Here is a 22212-nt window from a genome sequence, read left to right as displayed (position 1 = left end):
GGGTCGTCCTGGCCGGGGGTGGTTGATCGGCTCGCCGGTTTCTCCTCCGGCGCCGTCATCGCAGCAGCCCCTTCAGTTCGATGGTCGGCTTCGCTTGCAGCGCGGCCTGTTCGGCCGCCCAGATGGCCTGCTCGCGGTTGACACCGAGCGGCATCTGCGCAATCTGCTCGTGCAGTTTCAGGATCGCGTTGAGCAGCATCTCCGGCCGCGGCGGACAACCGGGCAGATAGATGTCGACCGGTACCACATGGTCGACGCCCTGCACGATCGCGTAGTTGTTGAACATCCCGCCCGACGACGCGCAAACCCCCATGGCCAGTACCCATTTGGGCTCTACCATCTGGTCGTAGATCTGCCGCAGCACCGGCGCCATCTTCTGGCTGACGCGGCCCGCCACGATCATCAGGTCGGCCTGTCGCGGGGAGGCCCGGAACGCCTCCATGCCGAAGCGGGCGAGGTCGTAGCGACCCGACGTCGTCGCCATCATCTCGATGGCGCAGCAGGCGAGGCCGAAGGTGGCCGGCCACAGCGAGCCCTTGCGCATGAACCCGGCCAGGTCCTCGACAGTGCTCAGCAGGAATCCGCTGGGCAGTTTCTCCTCGAGTCCCATCTCGCGAACCTCCTTGCGTCTACGGTCTCCTCCGGCGCGCGCCACTCGGGCGCACGTCGGCGGAGGTGGTCATTCCCAGCTGAGTCCTCCGCGTCGCCACTCATAGGCGTAGGCCACCGACACGTTTACGATGAACAGGGCCATGGCGGCGAGACCGAACCACCCGAGGGCGTCGAACGCGACTGCCCACGGATAGAGGAAGACGATCTCGATGTCGAAGATGATGAAAAGCATCGCGGTGAGGTAGTACTTCACCGGAATGCGCTGGATCAGGCGTTCGGTGCGCATCGCCGTGGCGACGCCGCCACCGGCCGACAGGGAGTGCGTCTCGGTCATCGGCTCGATGCCGCACTCGTAGGCTTCCAATTTGGCGCGGTTGTACCGTTTCGGGCCGACGAACATGGCGATGCCGACCGAAAAGACCGCAAACCCCACAGCAATTGCCCCGAGGACCATGATCGGGACATATGCATTCATAGGGTGACGGCCTCCCCACGGTTGCGCCTAATGTGAGCTACAACACAAGCCTACAAGCGGGAGGGCCGCCGTTGTCGAGCTTTTGTAGGAGTGTCTAGAGTTCCGTGCTCCGCAGCAGATCGACGACGGTCGTCGACAGCGCGATGGGGTCCACAGGCAGCGTCGCGGTCGCGTCGGCGCGTGACCAATCGGCCAGCCAGCGGTCGTCCGCGCGTCCCAGGAGCACCAGGATCGGCGGGCAGGGGTCGATCTCGTCCTTCATCTGCTTCGCCAGGCCCATGCCACCGGCGGGTGTGGCCTCGCCGTCGAGGATCACCACGTCGATGACGCCGGCGTCGAGCTGCGCGAACACCATCGGTGCGGTGGCCACCTCGATGAAGCTCAGTTCCGGGAGGTCGGCGTCGGGCCGTCGACCGAGAGCGCCGATGACGGCTGCACGGGTGTCGGAATGGTCTGAATAGACCAACACGCGCAGCGCCGAGACTGGCTGCGTCTGGGGGTCGGTCACGTCGAGCACATTACCGCTCGCCCGTCAGTGCTCGGTCGAGAACCCGACCCGTCGCCGATGGTTTTCCAGTGCGAGGGTGACCAGCTGGTCGATCAGATCGGGGTAGCTCACCCCGGATGCCTCCCACAGCTTCGGGTACATCGAGCCCGGCGTGAAGCCGGGAATCGTGTTGACCTCGTTCAACAGCCAGCCGCGACCGCCGGCCTCGTAGAAGAAGTCGACCCGGGCCATACCCGCGCAGCGGAGTGCGGTGAACGACTTCGCCGCGAGCTCGCGGACCTCCCGCGCGGCGTCGTCGGGGAGCTCGGCCGGGATGACCAGGGTCGCGGCGCCGGTCACGTACTTGTCCTCGTAGTCGTAGAACTCGCTGCCGGGCAGGATCTCGCCGGGCACCGACGCCTCGGGGGCGGTGTTGCCCAGCACCGCGACCTCGACCTCGCGAGCGGTCACATGCTCCTCGATGATGACCACGTCGTCGTAGCGCAGGGCCAGGTCGATGGCCTTGTCCAACTCGGAGGCGTCGTGCGCCTTGGTGATGCCGACCGACGATCCCAGGTTGGCGGGCTTGACGAACACCGGCAGCCCCAGGATCTCGACGGCGCGCGCGACGATCGTGTCCGCATCGTCGATGCCGTCACGGAATTCCATCCACCGGCACTGCGGGATGCCCGCCTGCTCGGCGACGATCTTGGCCATCGCCTTGTCCATGCAGAGCGCCGATGACAGCACCCCGGCACCGACATAGGGCACCTTGAACAGCTCGAGCATTCCCTGGATGGTGCCGTCCTCACCGTGCGGCCCGTGCAGCAACGGGAGCACCACGGTGATCGCCTGATCGTCGGCAGCGCCGCGGATGGCGGCGAGCGGTTCGACCTCGGTGCCCGCCGGTTCCAGTCTCTCGGGCAGATCGCTGCCCTCGGCCAGCGCGGCGATCGCCTTGTCGTTGCGCAGCCACGATCCGGACTTGGTGATGCCGATCGGCACGAGGTCGTACTTGCTGCGGTCTGCCGCGGCCAGCACGTGCGCGGCCGTGACACACGAGACGTCGTGTTCCGCGGACACACCGCCGTAGAGGACGACCAGACGCAGCAGGGGTGAAACCATGGCTGACACGATACGGCCACCGGGGGTCGGGGGCTCTACGCGCAGCAGGCTTGTAGCGTTGCGGTGTGCAGTTCAGGGCGAGTGAGGTGGCAGCGGCCGTCGGCGGCCGATTGGTCGGCGACGACGTACCGATCGACGGTGCGGGCATCGATTCGCGCAGCGCGACGGCCGGACAGTTGTTCGTGCCGATCGTCGCCGCCCGTGACGGCCACGAGTTCGTTGGTGCGGCTGCCGCGGGTGGTGCGGCCGCCTACTTGTCGTCGGAGGGCAGCATCCCCGACGTGACGCTTCCGGCCATCACGGTGACCGATACCGCGGCCGCCCTCGCCGACCTCGGCGGTGCCGCGCGGGATCGTCTGCCGGACCGGGTGGTCGGCGTGACCGGCTCGGTCGGCAAGACGTCGACCAAGGATCTACTCGCCGGCGTGCTCGCGACCACCTACCGCACCACGGCGAGCGAGAAGTCGTTCAACAACGAACTCGGTCTGCCCTTGACCCTGGCCAACGCCCCCGACGACACCGAGGCCGTCGTGGTCGAGATGGGTGCACGCGGGATCGGGCACATCGACTTGCTCTGCGGCATCGCCCGCCCCACCGTCGGCATCATCACCCGCGTCGAGGGGGTGCACCTCGAACTGTTCGGGGACATCGAATCGGTGGCCCGGGCGAAGGGTGAACTCGTCGAGGCGCTGCCCGTCGACGGTCTCGCGGTGCTCAACGCCGACCACGCGCTGGTCGCGGCCATGGCCGATCGCACCGACGCCGGCGTGCTGACCTTCGGCCTCACCCCGTCCGCCGACATCCACGCGTCCGACATCGTCATCGACGACCAGTTGCGCGCATCGTTCCGCCTGCACAGCCCCTGGGGCGAGACGGACATCCGACTCGGTGCCCGCGGCGAGCATCAGGTGCCGAACGCGCTCGCCGCGGTGGCCGCCGCCGGTTGGCTGGGTGTGCCGGTCGACGAGATGGCCGGCGGTCTGCTGGGGGCCGCGCTCTCCGGACTCCGGATGGAGTTGGTGACCACGCCGTCCGGCGTCACCGTCCTCAACGACGCCTACAACGCCAACCCGACGTCGATGGCCGCGGCGCTGCAGTCGCTCGCCGCGCTCGATGCCCGACGTCGGGTCGCGGTGCTCGGGACCATGGCCGAACTCGGTGCGGACTCGGCCGAGCAGCACGCGGCGATCGCGCTGCGGGCCCGCGACCTCGGCATCGACGTGATCGCGGTCGCCGAGCCCGATTACGGTGACGCGGTCCGCCACGTCGCCGACGTCGACGCCGCTGTCGCCGTGCTCGCCGACCTCCAGGCGGGCGACGCGGTGCTGGTCAAGGGCAGTCGCGTCGCCGCCCTGGAACGGGTCGCCGCCGCGCTCGACCGCTGACAGTCAGCCCCGCGCCTGCGCATTCGCCACGATGATGTCGTGGACGAACCGGGTGAGACCGTCGGCAATCCGCTCGTAGTGCTCGGTGAATCGGGGGTCGGCCACGTACATCTCGGCCAGGTTGACCTGCATCTCGTAGCTGCAGTCGTAGAACCGGTTGATCGACGCCCGATGCTCCTCTGCGAGGGCGTTGGCGTCGGCGGATCCGGGTGCCACACCCGCGCGCAGTGCGTCGGCCAGTCGGGCCTCGAGCGCGTCGGTCTCGTCCTTCACCGCACGCCACTGGTCCTTGGTGAACCGTGCGGTGCGTTCCTGGCTCTGCCGCCACGCCTCGGTGTCGCCCCAACGCTCCTCGGCCTCGGCCGCGTACTCGTCGCCGGGCCAGTCCCGCCCGAAGATCTCGGCCTGTTCCTCCGCGCTGAGCTGGATGCCCTTCTTCTTCGCGCCCATCATCTCCTCCACAGCTGCGACCATCCGGTGCAAGCGATCGATCCGGTCGGTCAGCAATGCGTGCTGATCGTGCAGATGCGCCAGCGCATCCACGTGCGGATCGTCGAGCAGGGTCGCTATCTGCTCCAGCGGAAAGCCCAGTTCACGGTAGGTCAGAACCCGATGCAACCGTTCGATGTCGGCGTCGTCGTAGACGCGATAGCCGGCTGCGGTGCGGCCCGACGGCACCACCAGACCGATTCGGTCGTAGTGATGCAACGTCCGCACGCTGACCCCGACGAGTCGGGCGACGGCGCCGACCGTGTGCTCTCCTTCGCTCACACCGGACACTCTCGGGCCTCACGTCGCGTCAGGGTCAAGGGTGGGAGGGCCCACCCCGGAAAACCGCCCCGGGGATGCGCCCCGTCGGAGGCCACCCCGGAAAACCGCCCCGGGGATGCGCCCCGTGAAACGCCGCCGTCGACAATGCGTGGCCGGGCCGCCTGCACCGGGCGCAATTCGTGGGCGCTTCTCCGGGGACCCCTCCGACGGGACCGACCCTACGGCGCCAGCCCGAACTCCTGGTCGTCTTTGCTGCATGCCGCGAGGATGCCCGCGGTTTCCGACGGTCCGCAATCCCAACCGGACACCTGCTGCGGCTGTCCGGTCGCGATCTTCGGCCCGTAGTGGGTGGCGACCTGCTCGGCGGTGGCACAGTCCAGTGCACCCTCGAGGACGATGATGCGCAGCGCGCCGTCGGGTCCCTTGGTGGTGCCGCACTCGGTGTGCCCGGCATGGTCGTCGGCCACCGACGTGGTCGGCGAGGCCGGTTTCGGCCCGCCGACGACGGATGCGCTCGGGTTCTCCGACACGGTGGTCGCCGCCCCCTGTGACGGGGTCGAGGATTCCTGTTCACTGCCGCAGGCGGCGAGCGCGAGGCCCAGCACCCCGGCGGCGAGAACGAGCACGATTCGATGCAAGCTACGCGACATGGGATCACCGTACCGGGTCCGATCGCCGTCCAGGTTTGGGCGGTGAGGCCCCCACCTGCAAGGATGCACCCGTGAGTTCCGACGACCCCGCCATCGGCCCCGACCATTCGTTCACCGTCGGGACGTCGCTGCCCGGCACGAGGGGACGGACCGGTGTCATCGACACCCCGCACGGCCGTATCCACACCCCGGCCTTCGTCCCGGTCGGCACCAAGGCGACGGTCAAGACGGTGCTGCCCGAATCGGTCGCAGCGCTCGGCGCGCAGGCGGTCCTCGCCAACGCCTATCACCTCTACCTGCAGCCGGGCCCGGAGATCATCGATGAGGCGGGCGGTCTCGGCGCGTTCATGAACTGGCCCGGGCCGACCTACACCGACAGTGGTGGCTTCCAGGTCATGTCGCTCGGCGTCGGATTCAAGAAGGTCATCTCGATGGATGTCGTCGGGGAGCAGAACGACGACGCCGTCGCGCCGGGCAAGGAGCGGCTGTCCGCCGTCGACGACGACGGTGTCACCTTCAAATCGCATCTGGACGGGTCGACGCACCGGTTCACGCCGGAGGTGTCGATGCGGATCCAGCACCAACTCGGCGCCGACATCATCTTCGCGTTCGACGAACTCACCACGCTGATGAACACCCGTACCTATCAGGAGAACTCACTGGAGCGCACCCGACTGTGGGCGATCCGCTGTCTCGCCGAACACAATCGGCTGTCGCGCGAGCGCATCCACCGGCCGCCGCAATCGTTGTGGGGTGTCATCCAGGGGGCCCAGTACGAGGATCTGCGGCGTAAGGCGGCCCGCGACCTCGGCGAGCTGAGTCGCCGGGATCAGGCCGACGGCGGTAAAGGCTTCGGCGGGTACGGCATCGGTGGCGCGCTCACCAAGGACGACCTCGGCACCATCGTCGGCTGGGTCAACGACGAGTTGCCCGAGGACTCCGCGAAACACCTCCTCGGCATCAGCGAGCCCGACGACATCTTCACCGCCATCGAGAACGGCGCCGACACCTTCGACTGCGTCTCCCCGACCCGAGTCGCCCGGAACGGCGCCATCTACTCGCTCGACGGTCGGTACAACGTGACGAATGCGCGCTACCGCAAGGACTTCCGGCCACTCGATCCCGAGATCGAGAACTACAGCTCGCAGTACTCCCGCGCATACCTGCATCACCTGTTCAAGGCCAAGGAAGGGCTGGCGGCAACTCTCGCGACCCTGCACAACGTCTCGTTCGTCGTGCAGATGGTCGACGGTGCACGCCGCGCCATCGAGGCCGGGAACTACATCGAGTACCGCGACGACTTCCTGGGCAGGTACTACGCGGGTTCGCGCAGCTCCGGTTCCTGAGTCAGCGAATCCATTCGGCAGCAAGGCCATCCACCCACTCGACTGCCTCGCCCGCGTCGGCCGGCGGCGCATCCACGATCACGAGTTCGGTCACGCCGAGCGCGGCGAGTGGTTCGATGTCGGCGACCGACGGCGAACGCAACGCGACCGCTACGGCGAGCTCATCGGCGGATCGGCCGGCGGAGGCGCACATCTCGGTGATCCGGTGCATGCGTTCCGCCACGGCATCGACGTCGTCGAGGTTGAAGCCGTACCAGCCGTCGCCCCAGTCGGCGACGCGACGTAGAGCGTTGTCGCTGTTGCCGCCGACGACGATCGGGATACTCCCTCGGCTCGGCGCGGGCCGCACGCGGATGGCGTCGAACGAGACGAACTCGGACGAGTAGGTCGCCGGATCGTCTCGCCAGAGGGTGCGCATCGCCTCGGCATACCGTGCGGTCCTGGCGCCGCGGCGCTCGAACGGAATGCCGAGTGCGTCGAATTCCTCACGCGACCAGCCGATCCCGACGCCGGCGGTGAGCCGGCCACCGCTGAGGTGGTCCAGTGACGCGAGTTGCTTGGCCATGATCACCGGATTGTGCTCGGGTAGAAGGCACACACCGGTCGCGAGTCGGATTGTCGAGGTGGCTGCGGCGGCGAAGGACAACGTGACGGTCGGATCGAGCCAGTCCGCATCGGCCGGGACCGCGATCTTCCCGTCGGCCGCATAGGGATATCGCGAGGCCTGTTCGTCGACCATCACGACATGCTCGCCGGACCACAGGGTTGCGAAGCCCCGGCGCTCGGCCCGGCGGGCGACGGCGTCGATGACGTCGCGGTTCGCCCCCGTGCCGATCCCCAGTGCGTGCAGGCCGATGCGCAGGTCCGTCATGCCTGTAGATCATTCACCACGTCGCGTCACGAACTCGTACAACTGGTGCGGTCGGGCTGATCGGGCACTCGAACTCGGGAACCCGACCGAGTCCCCGATCGTTCGGTTTGCGTAGATCCATCCGACTCGGCACCCTGAAAGGGTCCCGCCGAGCCCGAACCGAGAGAGACAATGCGACGCGCAAAGCGCCGAAAACGCCGACGACGATCCGGCCACCCCTGCTCGACCCTGCCTGACGACCACCCGGTCGCGGCCGCCCGGAGGTCGTCGTGCTGACCCTCCTCGGCATCGCCGCCGGCGTCCTCGTCGTCATCCTCATCACCGCCCTGACCGGCTACTTCGTCGCTCAGGAGTTCGCCTACATGGCGGTCGACCGCTCCCGGCTCAAAGCCCGTGCCGAAGCCGGTGACGCCGCGGCCGCCCGCGCACTCACGGTCACCCGCCGCACCTCGTTCATGTTGTCCGGCGCCCAACTCGGCATCACCGTCACCGGTCTGCTGGTCGGTTACGTCGCCGAACCGCTCATCGGCAGCGGCGTCGGTGACCTGCTCGGCGACGTCGGCATCCCGGTCGCCGTCGGTGTCGCGATCGGCACCGTGTTCGCCATCCTGTTCTCCACCGTCGTCCAGATGGTGCTCGGCGAGCTGTTCCCGAAGAACCTCGCCATCGCCCGGCCCGAACCGGTCGCGCGTCGGCTCGCGGCGTCCACCACTGCCTATCTCGCAGTGTTCGGCTGGCTGATCGCGCTGTTCGACAAGTCGTCGAACCTGCTGCTGAAGCTGCTGCGCATCGAGCCGGTGCATGACGTCGAGCACTCGGCCACGCCCCGCGACCTCGAGCACATCGTCGCGGAATCGCGTGAGGCCGGGGAGCTTCCCGCCGACCTGTCCACGCTGCTCGACCGGGTCCTCGACTTTCCCACGCGCACAGCCGGACACGCGATGATCCCGCGCACCCGCGTGGACAGCATCCGCGCCGAGGAGACGGCGTCGGCCGTGCTCACCAGAATGAGCACCGGACACACCCGTTATCCGGTGATCGACGACGACGCCGAGGTGATCGGCGTGATCCGCCTGCACGACCTGCTCGACTGGGAGGCCCGCCCGAGCGCGGATCCCGCCGCCACCGCCTCGACCCTCTGTCGTCCCGCGGTGATCGTCCCGACCTCGCTCCCGCTGCCGGAGGTGCTGACCCGCATCCATGACGCGTCCGACGAGATGGCCGTGGTGATCGACGAATACGGCGGTTTCGACGGTGTGGTGACGGTCGAGGACATCGCCGAGGAACTCGTCGGCGAGATCGACGACGAGCACGATCTCGAGATGCCCGAGTTCATCGAGCGCACCGACGACGGGTGGCGCATCCGCGGCGACGCACACCTCGACGAAGTCTCCCGCGAGATCGGTCACGAGCTGCCCGACGGTGACCACGAGACGGTCGCGGGCCTGGTCATCAGCGAATTCGGTGACCTGCCCGACGTCGGTGACACGGTGTCGGTGGAACTGGCTTCAGACCCGGGACTGCCGGTCGATGAGGAATCGGCCCCGCGCACGATGACCATCGAGGTTCTCGAGGTGGAGCGACATGTGCCGTCGTCGGTCCTGCTCACCGTCGAGGACCTGCAGGCGGCCGACAACGGAGGCACCCGATGAGCAACCCGTGGATCGTCGCCGCGGCGACGTTCGTGTTGATCGCGTCCAGTGCGTTCTTCGTCGCCGTCGAGTTCGCGTTGATCGCCGCCCGACGGCATCGCTTGGAGGATGCCGCTCCCGACAGCCGCTCGGCCCGGGCGGCCCTGCGTAGTGCATCGGAGTTGTCGGTGCTGCTGGCGGGTTCGCAACTCGGCATCACCGTCTGCACGCTGGCCCTCGGTGCCATCACCAAGCCTGCGGTGCATCACTGGTTGACCCCGGCGTTCGAGAGTTGGGGTTTGCCACTGTGGTCCGCTGACATCGCCGGTTTCATCCTGGCGTTGGTGATCGTCACGTTCCTGCACCTCGTCGTCGGTGAGATGGCCCCGAAGTCGTGGGCCATCGCGCACCCGGAACGCTCGGCCACACTGCTCGCGATCCCGATGCGGGCGTTCATGTGGGTGACCCGCCCGGTCATCGTCCGACTGAACCGGCTGGCCAACTGGTGTCTGATGCGGGTCGGCGTCGAGCCGGTGGATCAGGTCGGCGCGGGCCAGGACTCGGAGGCGCTGCGACATCTCGTCGAGCATTCGGCAACTGTCGGCACACTGGACGAGCGCTACCACGCGCACCTGACCAGCGCCCTCGAACTCGAATCGCTGACCGTCGCCGACGTGACCGGCCACGGGGAGGTCACCGGTGTGGCGCGCGACGCATCGCCCGCGCAGATCCGCGCGGCATCCCGCGACAGCGGGCACCGACGACTCCTGGTGCGCAGCAACGACACAGCGGGTCCCGCGTTGATCGACGGCGTGGTGCATGTACGCGACAGTCTGGCCGCTTCCCCGGACACGACAGCCGCCGAGCTCATGCGTCCGGTTCTGTCATTGGCATCGACGGTGCCCGTGTACGAGGCACTGGGCACGATGCGGGAGACCCGTCAGCACATCGCGACCGTCGTCGACGACGGTCGGGTGATCGGGCTGCTGACCCTCGACGACGTGCTCGAGCGGCTGATGGCGACCACATCTGGGTGATCCCGTGGCCCACACTGTGGTGTTGTCCAGGGTCGTGCGCGGTCTCGGCCGGTGGTCGGGTGCGCGGCAACATATTTCGACAAATCTCGGCTAAGGGGAAACCTCCCATTCTACGAAGCGATCCGACAACTTCGGGCCTCGCCGAAGCCCGTGCAGCCAATCGGCAGGATCACTCCCACTCCGCGGCCGTCAGAATCCACGGCTCGCGGGGCAGTGCATCGGGTCGGAAGCGCTCGGCCAGCATTGGGAGGTCGACCACCTCGCCGGATTCGGCGAGCCACAACGACTGGGCGATGTGCGAGAGCACCTGTGTCGCGGTCACTCCGCGTTCGGCGAGATCGTCGAGGGTCACCGCGCCGTCGCGTTTGCTCAGTCGAATCCGCTTGTCGTTCAGCACCATCGGCACGTGTGCATATACAGGCGGGCGGTGTCCGAGGAGTGTCGCGAGGTAAGCCTGCCGGGGCGCGGACGACAAGAGGTCGGCGCCGCGCACCACCTGATCGATCCCCTGGGCGGCATCGTCGACGACGACGGCGAGGTTGTAGGCGGGGGTGCCGTCGTTGCGTTGGATGACGAAGTCGTCCACCATCCCGGTGTACCGGCCATGCAGGAGATCCGAGACGGTGAAGTCGTCCGTGTCGCTGCGCAGGCGTATCGCCGGTGGTCGGCCGGCGGCCCGACGTGCATCTCGTTGCGCATCGGTGAGGTCTCGGCAGGTGCCCGGGTAGGCCCCTTCCGGGGCATGGGGCGCCGACGGCGCCTCCTGGATCTCCCGCCGTGTGCAGAAGCACTCGAAGGTGCGGCCGCCGCCGTGCAGGGCATCGATCACCGCCTGATACGACGCCAACCTCTCGGATTGGTAGACCACGTCCGGCGACCACGTCAGCCCGAGCGCAGACAGATCGGCCATCTGCCGTACGTCGGAGCCGGCCGCGGTGCGGTCCAGATCTTCCATGCGGATCAGAAAGGCGCGCTCGGTCGTGGCAGCGAACAGCCAGGCCAGCACCGCCGTACGCAGATTCCCGATATGCAGATCGCCCGACGGCGATGGCGCGAACCGGCCCGATGGCGGCGCGGTGTGTCCCGGATCCATTGCGGATGACACTACAAGTATCGGACGATGGACCCGTGGATCTCCCGGTAATGCCGCCCATCGCGCCGATGCTCGCCAAAGCTGTCACGGCCGTCCCCGACCAGCCCGACGGCGCTCCGGTGTGGTCGTACGAGCCCAAGTGGGATGGCTTTCGTGCGTTGATCTTTCGCGATGGCGACGAGGTGGCCATCGGATCGCGCGGTGGAAAGGACCTGGCGCGCTACTTCCCGGAGCTGGTCGCCGCGGCCAAGGACGAGCTGCCGGACAAGGCGGTCGTCGACGGTGAGATCGGCGTCCCTGCGCTGATCGGCGACACCCACCGGCTGGACTGGGACTCGCTCGCGCAGCGGATCCATCCCGCCGAATCCCGGGTCACCATGCTCGCCGAGAAGACGCCGGCGATCTTCATCGGCTTCGACGCACTCGCACTGGGCGGGGCGAGTGTCCTCGACGAACCGTTCCCGGTACGTCGTGAGGCGTTGCTGAGGGCGATCGACCCGGACGGTCGAGCCGAACGACGTCTGAAGGTCAGCCGGGTGACGGGTGATCCGGCGATCGCCACCGACTGGTTCACCGCGTTCGAGGGCGCGGGTCTCGACGGTGTGGTGGGCAAGAAGCTCGACGGCCGCTATGTCGAGGGCAAACGGGAGATGGTGAAGGTCAAACACAAGCGGACCGCCGACTGCGTGGTGTTCGGCTATCGGGTGCACAAGAGCGGCACCGGGCTCGGTTCCATGTTGCTCGGGCTCTATGCCGACGGTGAGCTCCGGATGGTCGGCGGCGCGGGGGCGTTCTCCGACGCAAAGCGGATCGAGTTGCAGGAGATGTTCGAGCCGATGCGCACCGACCCGGACAAACTCAGCCCGGGCGAACCGACGCGGTGGCGATCGGAGAAGTCGGGTGAGTGGATCCCGATACGGCCGGAACTCGTCGTCGAGGTCGCCTACGACCAGATGGAGAACCATCGCTTCCGGCACACCGTGAAGTTCGTGCGGTGGCGCCCCGATCGTGAACCGGAGAGCTGCACCTACGACCAACTCGAGGTGCCCCTCACCTACGACCTGCACGACGTGTTGGAAGGGGACTCCTGACATGGCATCCCGCTCACCCGCCGAGGAACTGGACGTCGACGGAGTCGCCGTCCGGCTCAGTAATCCCGACAAGATCTACTTCCCCGAACTCGGCGAAAACGGCGGGCGCAAGCGGGATCTCGTCGGTTACTACCGGGAGATCGCGCTGCAGGGCGCGATCATGACCGCGGTCCGTGACCGGCCGACCTTTCTCCAGCGCTTCCCGGACGGCGTCGAGGGAGAGGAGATCTACCAGAAGCACATCGCCAAGAAGCGGCCCGACCACGTCGAATCTACCCGCATCGTGTTCCCCTCGGGGAGGACGGGAGACGCGATCAAGCCGACGATCCCCGCCGACATCGTGTGGGGTGCGAACCTGGGTACCTTCACTTTTCACAGTTGGCCCACGGTCGACCCGGACAACGATCATCCCGATCAGTTACGCATCGACCTCGACCCGCAGCCCGGAACCGACTTCGAGGACGTCCGCCGGGTCGCCATCGAGGTCTTGGCGCCATTGCTGGATGAGTTGGGCTACAAGGGTTTCCCGAAGACCTCCGGCGGGCGGGGCATCCACGTGTACGTGCCGATCGAACCGCGATGGGACTTCATCGCGGGTCGCCGCGCGGTGATCGCCATTGCCCGCGAGATGGAACGTCGCGCCCCCGACGCGGTCACCCCGGCGTGGTGGAAAGAGGAACGCGGAGAGCGGATCTTCATCGACTACAACCAGAATGCCCGCGACCGCACCATGGCCTCGCCGTACTCGGCGCGCCGCAGTCCCAACGCCCGCGTGTCGACGCCGGTCACCTGGGACGAACTCGCGGATGTGAATCCCGACGACTGCACCATCGCAACGGTTCCGGAACTCGTTGCGCGGCGCGGTGATCCGATGGCCGACATCGCCGACCACCGCCGCGGTCTGGAGCCGCTACTCGAGATGGTGCAGCGCGACGACGGGAACGGCCTCGGCGACATGCCGTATCCGCCCAGCTATCCGAAGATGCCGGGCGAGCCGCCACGCGTCCAGCCGAGCAAGAAGGTCGCCGCGCACTGGGACGAGAAGGGCAACCGCGTCGAGGGGTGATCGGCGCCCCCGTCCGCTGGGCGAGTAGCCGTCCGGCTGGTCGAGTGGCGCCCCCTTGCCCGTTGGTCGAGTGGCGCCCCCCGTCCGTTGGTCGAGTAGCCGAGCGAGCGTAGCGAGCCCGGCGTATCGAGACCACCGAACCCTCACGTACGCAACGCGATCACCAGCACCAGATACACCACATACCCGACGACGAACGCGATCCCTTCGACCCGCGTGATCCGTCGCCCGGTCAGGAAGACCGGCACGCAGATCAGCGCGACAGCCGCCATCAGGGGGAGGTCGATGCGGATCAGTTCGCTGGTGACCTCGAGTGGCCGGAACAGCGACGTCGCGCCCAGGATGAAGGTCAGGTTGTAGATGCTCGACCCGATGAGGTTGCCGATCGCCAGGTCGCGCTCGCCGCGGATGGTCGACATGACGGTGGTGACCAGCTCCGGCGCCGACGTCCCGATCGCCACCACCGTCAAACCGATGACGGCCTCACTGACCCCGAGGTCCCCGGCCACCTCCACCGCGCCGCTGACCAGCCACTCGGCTCCGATGATGACCACTGCCATCCCGGCCACGAGCTGCAGTGTCCGCCAGCCGATCCGGTCCGGTGTCGGGGCCGTGGCGGTGATCGCGTCGACCGGCAGTTCGTCGGAGCCCGTCAGCTCGGCGCGGATGACGGTGATCGTGTACGCGATGGCCAGGAGCAGCAGGATCGTGCCGTCGAGTCGCGAGAGAGTTCCATTGGCCGCCAGTGCCCACACGAGCAGAGCAGACGCGACCATCACGGGAAGATCGAGGCGAACGGTCTGCGGGCGCAATGCCAGCGGCACCATAGCGGCGGAAAGGCCGAGGATGAGAAGGAGGTTGACGATGTTGGTGCCGGCGATGTTGCCGACCGCCAACGGGCCGGCGTCGTGTACGGCAGCGTCGATCCCGACCGCGAGCTCCGGGAGGCTGGTGCCGATCGACACCACCGTCACGCCGACCAGCATCGGTGAGATCCCCAGTCGAGCGGCGATCGCCGAACCGCCACGCACCAGCCCTTCCGCACCGACGATCAGCGCGGCCAGTCCCACGACGACCAGCACGTAGGAGTTCATTCGCTGATTATGGCGGGCGCGTCGGGGTTCAGGTGGAGATGACCTCCTCGCGACGCGCCAACGTCTCGGCGCGCTCCCGGACGCCCCGCAGCATCCTGCGCTCCATGATCAGCGACCCCGGCTCCATCGGCAGCATCCCGATCCGGTCGCGCAACCGGGGGAGACGGAAACGGTTGCGGCTGATGAGTCGCGTCGTGTCGTCGCCGAGGTCGATGAGCGTGAACGACCACACCCAGTTGCCGTCCTCCGAACGCGTCGCGAATGCGTGTCCCGCGTCCGCGACGGCGATCCGCATCCGGTTCGGTCCGAGCGCGATGACCTCGCCGATCGTCGGATGCTGGAACTCCTCGAGCACGTGATCGGTGCTGTGCATGTGCAGACCGAGGAGGTTCTCGATCCAGTCGTAGGTGTAGGCGCCGCCGCGCGGGGCCGGCCCCATCTGCGCGAGCCACGGGTAGACGTGCGCCGGCCGAGCGTGGATCGTGATGGCGCGGGTGGAGGTGCCGTCCGCGTCGGGCAGCAGGTCGTCACCGGGCAGGGTCGCGACCACCTCGTCATCGGTGGCGCCCCAGGTGAGGATCGGCTGCCGGAGGAAACGGCGATAGCCCACCGCCGCGGCGCCTGCAGCCAACGCCCCGACCGTGAGGGCAGTTGCGGGTTTCATATCCTCAGCATGCACCCGTCAAGGCGCGTCTGTCGTGGGCCCAACGTCACCGATCCGGCGCCTGATCACTCCGATCTCGTGGCGGGCGCGCGCTCGGACTGGAACCATGGAGTCAGTCCGAGCGCAACGTCAGATCGCGTCGCAGAGGCCGGGCCCGAGGCGGGCCCCACCGACGGTTCGACGACAGCCCATCTGCTCGGACCCGAGCTGTCGGGAGACGTCGCCGCTGCAGACGATCTGCGGCGAGGAGTGCGTGATGCCCGACAACGTTGCCCGCAAACTCATCGGCTCCCATCTCGAGCACGGCGAGATGACCGCCGGCGAGGAGATCGCGATCAGGATCGATCAGACGCTCACCCAGGACGCCACCGGAACCCTGGTCATGCAGGAACTCGAGGCGCTCGACCTCGACCGGGCCCGCACCGAGGTGAGCGTGCAGTACGTCGATCACAACCTGCTGCAGACCGATGAGAAGAATGCCGAGGATCACGAGTACCTGCGCACCGCGTGCCTGCGGTTCGGCCTCTGGTTCTCCAAGCCGGGCAACGGTGTCTCGCACCCCACCCACATGCAGCGGTTCGGCGCGCCCGGAAAGACGATGGTCGGTTCGGACTCGCACACGCCGGCCGCGGGATCGCTTGGGATGTTGGCGATCGGGGTGGGCGGGCTCGAGGTCGCGCTCGCGATCGCCGGACATCCGCTCAACATCCGCATGCCGGAGATCTGGGGAGTTCGGTTGGAAGGCGAACTGCCCGAATGGTGTTCGGCCAAGGACGTGATCCTGGAGATGCTGCGCCGCCACGACGTGAAGGGCGGGGTCAACCGGATCATCGAATACCACGGACCGGGGCTGGCGTCGTTGACCGCGATGGACCGCCACGTCATCGCCAACATGGGCGCCGAACTCGGTGCCACCACATCGGTCTTCCCGAGCGACGACGAGGTGCGCGACTTCCTCCGCGCCGAGGGACGCGAGGACGACTGGACCGAGCTGCTCGCCGACGACGGCGCCGAGTACGACATCTCCGACACGATCGACCTGTCCGAGATCGAGCCGCTGATCGCCAAGCCGTCGTCGCCCGGCAATGTCGTACCGGTGCGTGAGGTCGCGGGCGAGGAGATCTCCCAGGTGGTCATCGGTTCCAGCGCCAATCCGGGGCTCCGCGATTTCGCCATCGCCGCTGCCATGATCGACGGGCGTCAGACGGCGCCCGAGGTGAGTTTCGACGTGAATCCGACGTCGCGGGAGATCCTCGCCGACCTCACGAAGATGGGCTCGACCACCCAACTCGTGATCGGTGGGGCACGGATCCACCAGGCGGGATGTATGGGCTGTATCGGCATGGGGCAGGCGCCTGCGACAGGCCGGAACTCACTGCGCACCATGCCGCGCAACTTCCCCGGGCGCTCTGGGACGCGCGAGGACTCGGTGTGGTTGTGCTCGCCGGAGACCGCGGCTGCGTCGGCGCTGACCGGCCACATCACCGACCCCCGCGACTGGGCCGCCGACGTGGGGATGACCTACCCGCATCTGGACTTCCCGCAGGAGCATTCGATCAACACGGCGATGCTGGTGGAGCCGATCGTTGCGGAGGCCGCGGCGAAGGTCGAACCGGTGAAGGGCCCCAACATCTCCAGTCTCCCGGAACTCGACGAACTCCCCGACGTCATCGAGGCGCCGGTGCTGCTGACCGTCGGCGACAACATCTCCACCGACGAGATCTCCCCGGCCGGTGCACGGGCGCTGCCGTTCCGGTCGAACATCCCGAAACTGGCGCAGTTCAGCTTCACCCAGGTCGACGAGACCTACCCGGAGCGCGCGGCCGCGGCGGAGGGCGGTCACATCATCGTGGGAGGTGAGAACTATGGACAGGGGTCGTCGCGGGAGCATGCCGCGATCGCGCCGCGCCATCTCGGCCTGAGGATGGTCATCGCCAAGTCGTTCGCCCGCATCCACTGGCAGAACCTGGCCAACTTCGGTGTGCTCGCCGTCGAGTTCGATGATCCCGCCGACCACGACACCATCGAGCAGGACGACGTGCTCAAGGTCACCGATCTCCGCGCGTCTCTGGAATCCAAGGATGAGTTGACGATCGAGAATGTCACCAAGGGAACCACATTCGGCGTCCGGCATCGATTGTCGCAGCGCCAGGTGGCTGACGTGCTCGCCGGCGGCCTCATCCCGCGGCTGGCCGCAGACGCGGAATCCGACGTCCAGGAGGCCAAGGAAACCGTGCTGCAGGACAGCGGCGAGATCAGCTGAAGCCCTGACACTCAGGGAATCAACGCGACCTTGCCGCCCGGGTGACCGGAGCTGACGTAGGCGACTGCCGCACGGGCCTCGGCGAGCGGATATGTGCGGGCCATGGGGACAACGAGATCTCCCGCGGCGGCAAGGCGGATGAGATTGGAGCGCACGGCGTCACGGAACGCGAGACTCTCCGGCTGTGCCCCGCCGAGCGCGACGAAACCGTCGGCGGCGGCGCGCTGGGGCGAGACGATGGTGACGATCCGCGAACGGTCGGCGACCAGCTCGAGCGAGGCGTCGATGGCCTCGTCGGTTCCCGCGCAGTCCAGCGCGGCAGCGACCTCGCCGGGCACCGCGGCCCGCACCCGGTCGACCAGCTCGGGCCCGTATTCGACTGGTATTCCGCCGAATTCGCGCACCCGGTCGAAGCTCGACGGCCCGGCCGTGCCGATCACCCGGATGCCTCGCAACCTGGCGAGCTGCATCAGGGCCACGCCGACGGCTCCCGAGGCGGCGTGCAGCAGGACGGTCTCGTCGCGCTCCAGGTGCGCCGCGCGCACCATGTCGGCGGCCGTGCACCCGGCCAGCAGCAGATTCGCGGCCGCCGGATCGTCGAGGGCCGCGGGCTTGGCGAACACCTTCTCCGCAGGCACCGTCAGCGCCGTCGCATAGCCGCCCGCGACCCGGAATGCCATGACGGCATCACCCACAGCTCCACCGCCCGAGGCGATCTCGGTGTCGGGCCCCAGCGCGAGGATCTCACCGGCCACCTCGTACCCGATCGGCAGCGGCAACTGCGAGGGGTCGGTGACGCGTCGCGTGTGCTTGAGGTCCGCCGGATTCACGCCTGCGGCCCGAACTCCGATGGTGACCTCGCCCGGTCCGGGCGGTCCGAGTTCGTCGTCGATGAAGGCGAAGTCGTCGAGTCCGCCGAATCCGGTGGCCACCCAGCGTTGTGTGCGCATGCCTTCCAGGCTACGACGGCCTGTCCACGTCTCAGACCGCCATCGGACGGCGCTGCACCCATCCATCCGCCATGAACTGCAGGAGGAGTTGCGACTTGTTGCTCACCGGCCGCCCCGCGTCGGCATACCTCTGGGATACCCGCCGGTAGTGCGCGCGCACCGTGCTCTCGGCGACGAAATGTGTCTGCGACGTCTCGCGAAGTGTGGCACCGAGCGCATAGGTGCTGAGGATCTCCAGCTCGCGCGCGGTGATGTTCACCCGATTGCGGAGCGTCGGTCTCCGTCGCGCGGTCTCCTCCAGCACCTGCTGCAGCCGGCGCGCCGCCAGCGGTGAGTCGGCGATGGCCACGCCCGGGGCATCGCGGATGTCGATGCCGATCGCCGCGATGACGCATTGCTGCATCTCCGCACGGGAGCGCAGCCGCGCGAGATTCGCGTCGGAACGTACGACAGCGACCATCGGACGCACCGGACCGGTCTCGAGGTCGAGGTCGACCAGCACCGTGTGAAACCCGAGCCGCTCGACGAGTGCCACGAGCGCGGCGTCGAGGAGGTCGCGCTCAGCGATGATCGCGACGGTGGCGGGAGTCGGCAGAGAGTGAAGTGGAACTCGGAGTTCGCGGTCGATGTCGACGGTCATGATGCGTCCTGAGGTGCTCGAAGTGTGAAGATGTGAACATAGCTTCGGTTACGGCACCGACAGAGTCAGCACTTCTTGCGACCAGTCCGCACGAGTTTGGGGTGCAGAATCACTCAAACGAACGAACGTCGCGTCGAATCGCGCATGATCTTCCGGAAGCAGGCAAGATCACGCATGTGAGCAGTGGATTACGCATCCTCGTGGCATCGCCGCTCGGTCGGGTCGTGGCGGGCCCGCTGGAGTCCGGCTTCGACGACGTGACCGTGGTGGTGGCCGCCGATCAGGACGAATTCGTCCGCGGCGTCGCCGGCCGGGTGCGCTTCGACGTCGTGGTCGCCGACCTCATCTGGAACCGGCCCGAGATGGAATGGAGCTTCGACGGTCTCGACGCCATCGATGCGCTGAACAATGCCGACCGACTCGCGCCCGTTCTGCTGGCCACCCAGGGGCACAGTATGGAACGCGACCATCTCGAGGAGGCGCGCCTGCGCCCGGAGGTGTCCGGGGTGATCGCCAAGTCGGACGGGCTGATGCCCCTGATGAACGCGATCCGGACGGTCGCGCTCGGCCAACGGCTGCCCGCGACCACGCCCAGCCGCCGACCGCCGCTCTACGAGCTGTTCGTCGGACGTCGCGGACACACCGCGGGCCGCCTCGCCGGGGCGATCGCGTCGGGCAACGCGGCCGACACCGCAACGCTCGCGGCGGCGGCCAAGGTCTCACCGAACACCGCCAACAAGGTGACCAGCCACTACCTCGGGCCCATCATCGAGAGTCGGGGCGAGCACGACGACAGGCTGCCGATGACGCAGTCGGTGGTTTACCGCTGGTGTGGCGTCCATGCCCGCTACATCGTCAGTTGGTGCCGTCGGAACGGGCATTCCGACGTGCTGGGCACGATCCACTTCTGAGGTGGTGCGGCCTCACGACGACAATCGTCCCCGTCAGGGTCATCCGAGGGGATATCCCCCGGACCGCCCTGACGGGGACGATCTCAGTCACTCAGTCGCGCAACGACTCCGTGGGTCACGCGCCGATGATGAACGCTTCCAGCTCTTGACGCGCGACGTCGTCGGCAAGCTGCTTCGGTGGGCTCTTCATCAGGTAGGCCGAGGCCGGCAGGATCGGGCCGCCGATGCCGCGGTCCTTGGCGATCTTGGCGGCACGCACGGCGTCGATGATGATGCCGGCCGAGTTGGGGGAGTCCCACACCTCGAGCTTGTACTCCAGGTTCAGCGGCACGTCGCCGAAGGCGCGTCCCTCGAGGCGCACGTAGGCCCACTTGCGGTCGTCGAGCCACGCGACGTGGTCCGACGGTCCGATGTGGACGTTCTTGTCCTCGACCTTGCCGGCCAGCGAGCCGGTCAGGTTCGAGGTCACGGCCTGGGTCTTGGAGACCTTCTTGGACTCCAGGCGCTCACGCTCGAGCATGTTCTTGAAGTCCATGTTGCCGCCGACGTTCAGCTGGTAGGTGCGGTCCAGCGTGACGCCGCGATCCTCGAACAGCTTGGCCATCACGCGGTGGGTGATCGTGGCGCCCACCTGGCTCTTGATGTCGTCGCCGACGATCGGGACACCGGCATCGACGAACTTCTGCGCCCACTCCGGATCCGAGGCGATGAACACCGGCAGGGCGTTGACGAAAGCGACATTCGCGTCGATGGCGCACTGCGCGTAGAACTTGTCCGCCTGGTCCGAACCCACCGGCAGGTAGGAGACGAGCACGTCGACCTCGGCGTCCTTGAGCGCCTGCACGACGTCGACGCCGCTGCCCTCGGCCTCGGTGATGGTCTCGCGGTAGTACTTGCCGAGGCCGTCGAGGGTCTGACCGCGCTGGACGGTGACGCCGGTCGGCGGCACGTCGGCGATCTTGATGGTGTTGTTCTCGCTCGCGAAGATCGCGTCGGAGAGGTCGAAGCCGACCTTCTTGGCGTCGACGTCGAACGCGGCGACGAACTCGACGTCGCGCACGTGGTACTGGCCGAACTTCACGTGCATCAGGCCCGGCACGTTGGCGGTCTCGTCGGCGTCCTTGTAGTACTGCACGCCCTGGACCAGGGATGAAGCGCAGTTTCCTACGCCCACAATGGCCACGCGCACCTTATTTGGCTCACCCATGGTCGGGTTCTCCTTCTACTCGGGGCGTCGCAGATCGCTGCGCCACCGGTGTTTTCTCTTGATCGGTTTCCATTTGTCCCCCGTCACGGCTCAGCTCTGAGCCCGCAACACGGAAGTCTCTGTCGGCGGTGTCCGTCATCGGATTCGGCCTGTTGTCGTCGGCGCCGGGAGCGGAGCGAGCGGGCCGGTTGTCGTCGGCGAGCGTCTCGTCGTTCTCCGACGCCTCGGCGGCGATCAGCTCGTTGAGCCAGCGCACCTCGCGCTCGCTCGACTCGAGGCTGAGCTGATGCAACTGGCGGGTGTACCGGTCGACGGCCTTGTTGGACCGGCCGACGATCTCGCGCAGCCCTTCGCGTCGCTCCTCGACCTGTCGGCGACGGCCCTCGAGGATTCGCATTCTCGCGACCGCCGGTGTCCGACTGAAGAACGCGAGGTGCACGCCGAACCCGTCGTCGGTGTAGTTCTGCGGACCGGTGTCGGCGACCAACTCGCTGAAGCGCTCGCGGCCCTTCTCGGTGAGCTGGTACACGCGGCGGCCTCGTCGGACCTTGGCCGCGGCCGGTGCGGTCGCCTCGTCGATGATTCCGTCGGCCTGCATGCGGCGCAGTGTCGGATAGAGCGACCCGTACGAGAACGCACGGAACGCCCCGAGCAGGCCGGTGAGCCGTTTGCGCAGCTCATAGCCGTGCATCGGGGACTCCAGGAGCAGTCCGAGAATTGCGAGCTCCAACATCGGTGCTCACCCCTTCCCGGTCGACAGGTCGCGCTGATGTGATTGTCAATGTATCGCAGCGATATAACTCGCGTCTACAGCGGGTGCATCGACCGGTGGGAATCGACTCA

Annotated in this window: 22 protein-coding genes; 8 read left to right on the top strand and 14 right to left on the bottom strand. The window is 67.6% G+C overall.

The genetic code is table 11. The features are described 5' to 3' along the window. Nucleotides 1-55 precede the first annotated feature (55 nt). The 4 genes from D7316_RS16375 to D7316_RS16360 form a co-directional block, all read right to left on the bottom strand. Complete coding sequence (locus tag D7316_RS16375; protein WP_124709196.1) at nucleotides 56-610, bottom strand: NuoB/complex I 20 kDa subunit family protein; 555 nt, start codon at nucleotides 608-610, stop codon at nucleotides 56-58. A 69-nt stretch (nucleotides 611-679) separates the two neighbouring features. Then, nucleotides 680-1087: an NADH-quinone oxidoreductase subunit A gene (locus D7316_RS16370; protein WP_124709195.1), complete on the bottom strand. Its 408-nt coding sequence runs from the start codon at nucleotides 1085-1087 to the stop codon at nucleotides 680-682. Nucleotides 1088-1181: 94 nt separating this feature from the next. Next, a complete protein-coding gene (locus tag D7316_RS16365; RefSeq protein WP_124709194.1) occupies nucleotides 1182-1595 on the bottom strand; it encodes a DNA-binding transcriptional response regulator in 414 nt (137 codons plus the stop codon). Nucleotides 1596-1619: 24 nt separating this feature from the next. Then, complete coding sequence (locus tag D7316_RS16360; RefSeq protein WP_124709193.1) at nucleotides 1620-2699, bottom strand: D-alanine--D-alanine ligase family protein; 1080 nt, start codon at nucleotides 2697-2699, stop codon at nucleotides 1620-1622. Nucleotides 2700-2764: 65 nt separating this feature from the next. Here D7316_RS16360 and D7316_RS16355 point away from each other — a divergent pair, with 65 nt between their 5' ends. After that, nucleotides 2765-4084, top strand: coding sequence for a UDP-N-acetylmuramoyl-tripeptide--D-alanyl-D-alanine ligase (locus D7316_RS16355; protein WP_124709192.1), 1320 nt, complete (start codon nucleotides 2765-2767; stop codon nucleotides 4082-4084). Nucleotides 4085-4087: 3 nt separating this feature from the next. On the opposite strand, the gene D7316_RS16350 is transcribed toward D7316_RS16355, so the two are convergent. Next, nucleotides 4088-4864, bottom strand: a complete 777-nt coding sequence (locus D7316_RS16350; RefSeq protein ID WP_408610015.1) for a MerR family transcriptional regulator — start codon at nucleotides 4862-4864, stop codon at nucleotides 4088-4090. A gap of 209 nt (nucleotides 4865-5073) precedes the next feature. Then, complete coding sequence (locus D7316_RS16345) at nucleotides 5074-5505, bottom strand: ABC transporter substrate-binding protein (RefSeq protein ID WP_124709190.1); 432 nt, start codon at nucleotides 5503-5505, stop codon at nucleotides 5074-5076. A gap of 71 nt (nucleotides 5506-5576) precedes the next feature. Between D7316_RS16345 and tgt the strand changes: the two genes are divergently transcribed. Continuing rightward, on the top strand, nucleotides 5577-6851 hold the full coding sequence (gene tgt, locus D7316_RS16340) for a tRNA guanosine(34) transglycosylase Tgt (protein ID WP_124709189.1): 1275 nt from the start codon (nucleotides 5577-5579) through the stop codon (nucleotides 6849-6851). Nucleotide 6852: 1 nt separating this feature from the next. Here the strand turns inward: tgt and D7316_RS16335 are convergent, their stop codons facing one another. Continuing rightward, a complete protein-coding gene (locus D7316_RS16335; RefSeq protein WP_124711389.1) occupies nucleotides 6853-7713 on the bottom strand; it encodes an LLM class F420-dependent oxidoreductase in 861 nt (286 codons plus the stop codon). Nucleotides 7714-7991: 278 nt separating this feature from the next. Between D7316_RS16335 and D7316_RS16330 the strand changes: the two genes are divergently transcribed. Together D7316_RS16330 and D7316_RS16325 are read left to right on the top strand one after the other, a co-directional pair. Further along, a complete protein-coding gene (locus D7316_RS16330; protein WP_124709188.1) occupies nucleotides 7992-9374 on the top strand; it encodes a hemolysin family protein in 1383 nt (460 codons plus the stop codon). Next, a complete protein-coding gene (locus tag D7316_RS16325; RefSeq protein WP_124709187.1) occupies nucleotides 9371-10390 on the top strand; it encodes a hemolysin family protein in 1020 nt (339 codons plus the stop codon). Before D7316_RS16330 ends, D7316_RS16325 begins: the two co-directional genes overlap by 4 nt. A 169-nt stretch (nucleotides 10391-10559) precedes the next feature. Here the strand turns inward: D7316_RS16325 and gluQRS are convergent, their stop codons facing one another. Further along, nucleotides 10560-11483 (bottom strand): tRNA glutamyl-Q(34) synthetase GluQRS, encoded by a 924-nt coding sequence (gene gluQRS / locus D7316_RS16320; RefSeq protein WP_124709186.1) that lies wholly within the window; start codon nucleotides 11481-11483, stop codon nucleotides 10560-10562. A 35-nt stretch (nucleotides 11484-11518) separates the two neighbouring features. On the opposite strand from gluQRS, the gene D7316_RS16315 reads away from it, so the two are divergent. After that, complete coding sequence (locus tag D7316_RS16315; protein WP_124709185.1) at nucleotides 11519-12574, top strand: ATP-dependent DNA ligase; 1056 nt, start codon at nucleotides 11519-11521, stop codon at nucleotides 12572-12574. Between the two features lies 1 nt (nucleotide 12575). Next, nucleotides 12576-13640, top strand: a complete 1065-nt coding sequence (locus D7316_RS16310) for a DNA polymerase domain-containing protein (protein ID WP_124709184.1) — start codon at nucleotides 12576-12578, stop codon at nucleotides 13638-13640. Between the two features lie 143 nt (nucleotides 13641-13783). Here the strand turns inward: D7316_RS16310 and D7316_RS16305 are convergent, their stop codons facing one another. Next, nucleotides 13784-14734 (bottom strand): calcium/sodium antiporter, encoded by a 951-nt coding sequence (locus tag D7316_RS16305; protein WP_124709183.1) that lies wholly within the window; start codon nucleotides 14732-14734, stop codon nucleotides 13784-13786. Between the two features lie 28 nt (nucleotides 14735-14762). Next, a complete protein-coding gene (locus tag D7316_RS16300) occupies nucleotides 14763-15398 on the bottom strand; it encodes an SRPBCC family protein (protein ID WP_124709182.1) in 636 nt (211 codons plus the stop codon). Between the two features lie 256 nt (nucleotides 15399-15654). Here D7316_RS16300 and D7316_RS16295 point away from each other — a divergent pair, with 256 nt between their 5' ends. Beyond that, nucleotides 15655-17661 (top strand): aconitate hydratase, encoded by a 2007-nt coding sequence (locus D7316_RS16295; RefSeq protein WP_124709181.1) that lies wholly within the window; start codon nucleotides 15655-15657, stop codon nucleotides 17659-17661. Between the two features lie 11 nt (nucleotides 17662-17672). On the opposite strand, the gene D7316_RS16290 is transcribed toward D7316_RS16295, so the two are convergent. Both D7316_RS16290 and D7316_RS16285 read right to left on the bottom strand, forming a co-directional pair. Further along, nucleotides 17673-18611, bottom strand: a complete 939-nt coding sequence (locus tag D7316_RS16290; protein WP_124709180.1) for an NADP-dependent oxidoreductase — start codon at nucleotides 18609-18611, stop codon at nucleotides 17673-17675. A gap of 31 nt (nucleotides 18612-18642) precedes the next feature. Then, nucleotides 18643-19251 (bottom strand): helix-turn-helix transcriptional regulator, encoded by a 609-nt coding sequence (locus D7316_RS16285; protein ID WP_124709179.1) that lies wholly within the window; start codon nucleotides 19249-19251, stop codon nucleotides 18643-18645. 176 nt (nucleotides 19252-19427) lie between these two features. Between D7316_RS16285 and D7316_RS16280 the strand changes: the two genes are divergently transcribed. Next, entirely contained in the window at nucleotides 19428-20162 is a 735-nt protein-coding gene (locus D7316_RS16280; protein WP_124709178.1) for an MSMEG_1198 family transcriptional regulator, read from the top strand. Between the two features lie 115 nt (nucleotides 20163-20277). Here D7316_RS16280 and D7316_RS16275 read toward each other — a convergent pair whose 3' ends face one another. Further along, nucleotides 20278-21369, bottom strand: a complete 1092-nt coding sequence (locus tag D7316_RS16275; protein WP_124709177.1) for an inositol-3-phosphate synthase — start codon at nucleotides 21367-21369, stop codon at nucleotides 20278-20280. Beyond that, nucleotides 21362-22102 (bottom strand): PadR family transcriptional regulator, encoded by a 741-nt coding sequence (locus tag D7316_RS16270; protein ID WP_124709176.1) that lies wholly within the window; start codon nucleotides 22100-22102, stop codon nucleotides 21362-21364. The genes D7316_RS16275 and D7316_RS16270 overlap by 8 nt, the downstream gene beginning before the upstream one ends. Between the last annotated feature and the right edge of the window lie 110 nt (nucleotides 22103-22212).

It is taken from the genome of Gordonia insulae (assembly GCF_003855095.1).
Lineage (GTDB): Bacteria > Actinomycetota > Actinomycetes > Mycobacteriales > Mycobacteriaceae > Gordonia > Gordonia insulae.
This window is presented reverse-complemented; position numbering and strand designations above follow the sequence as displayed.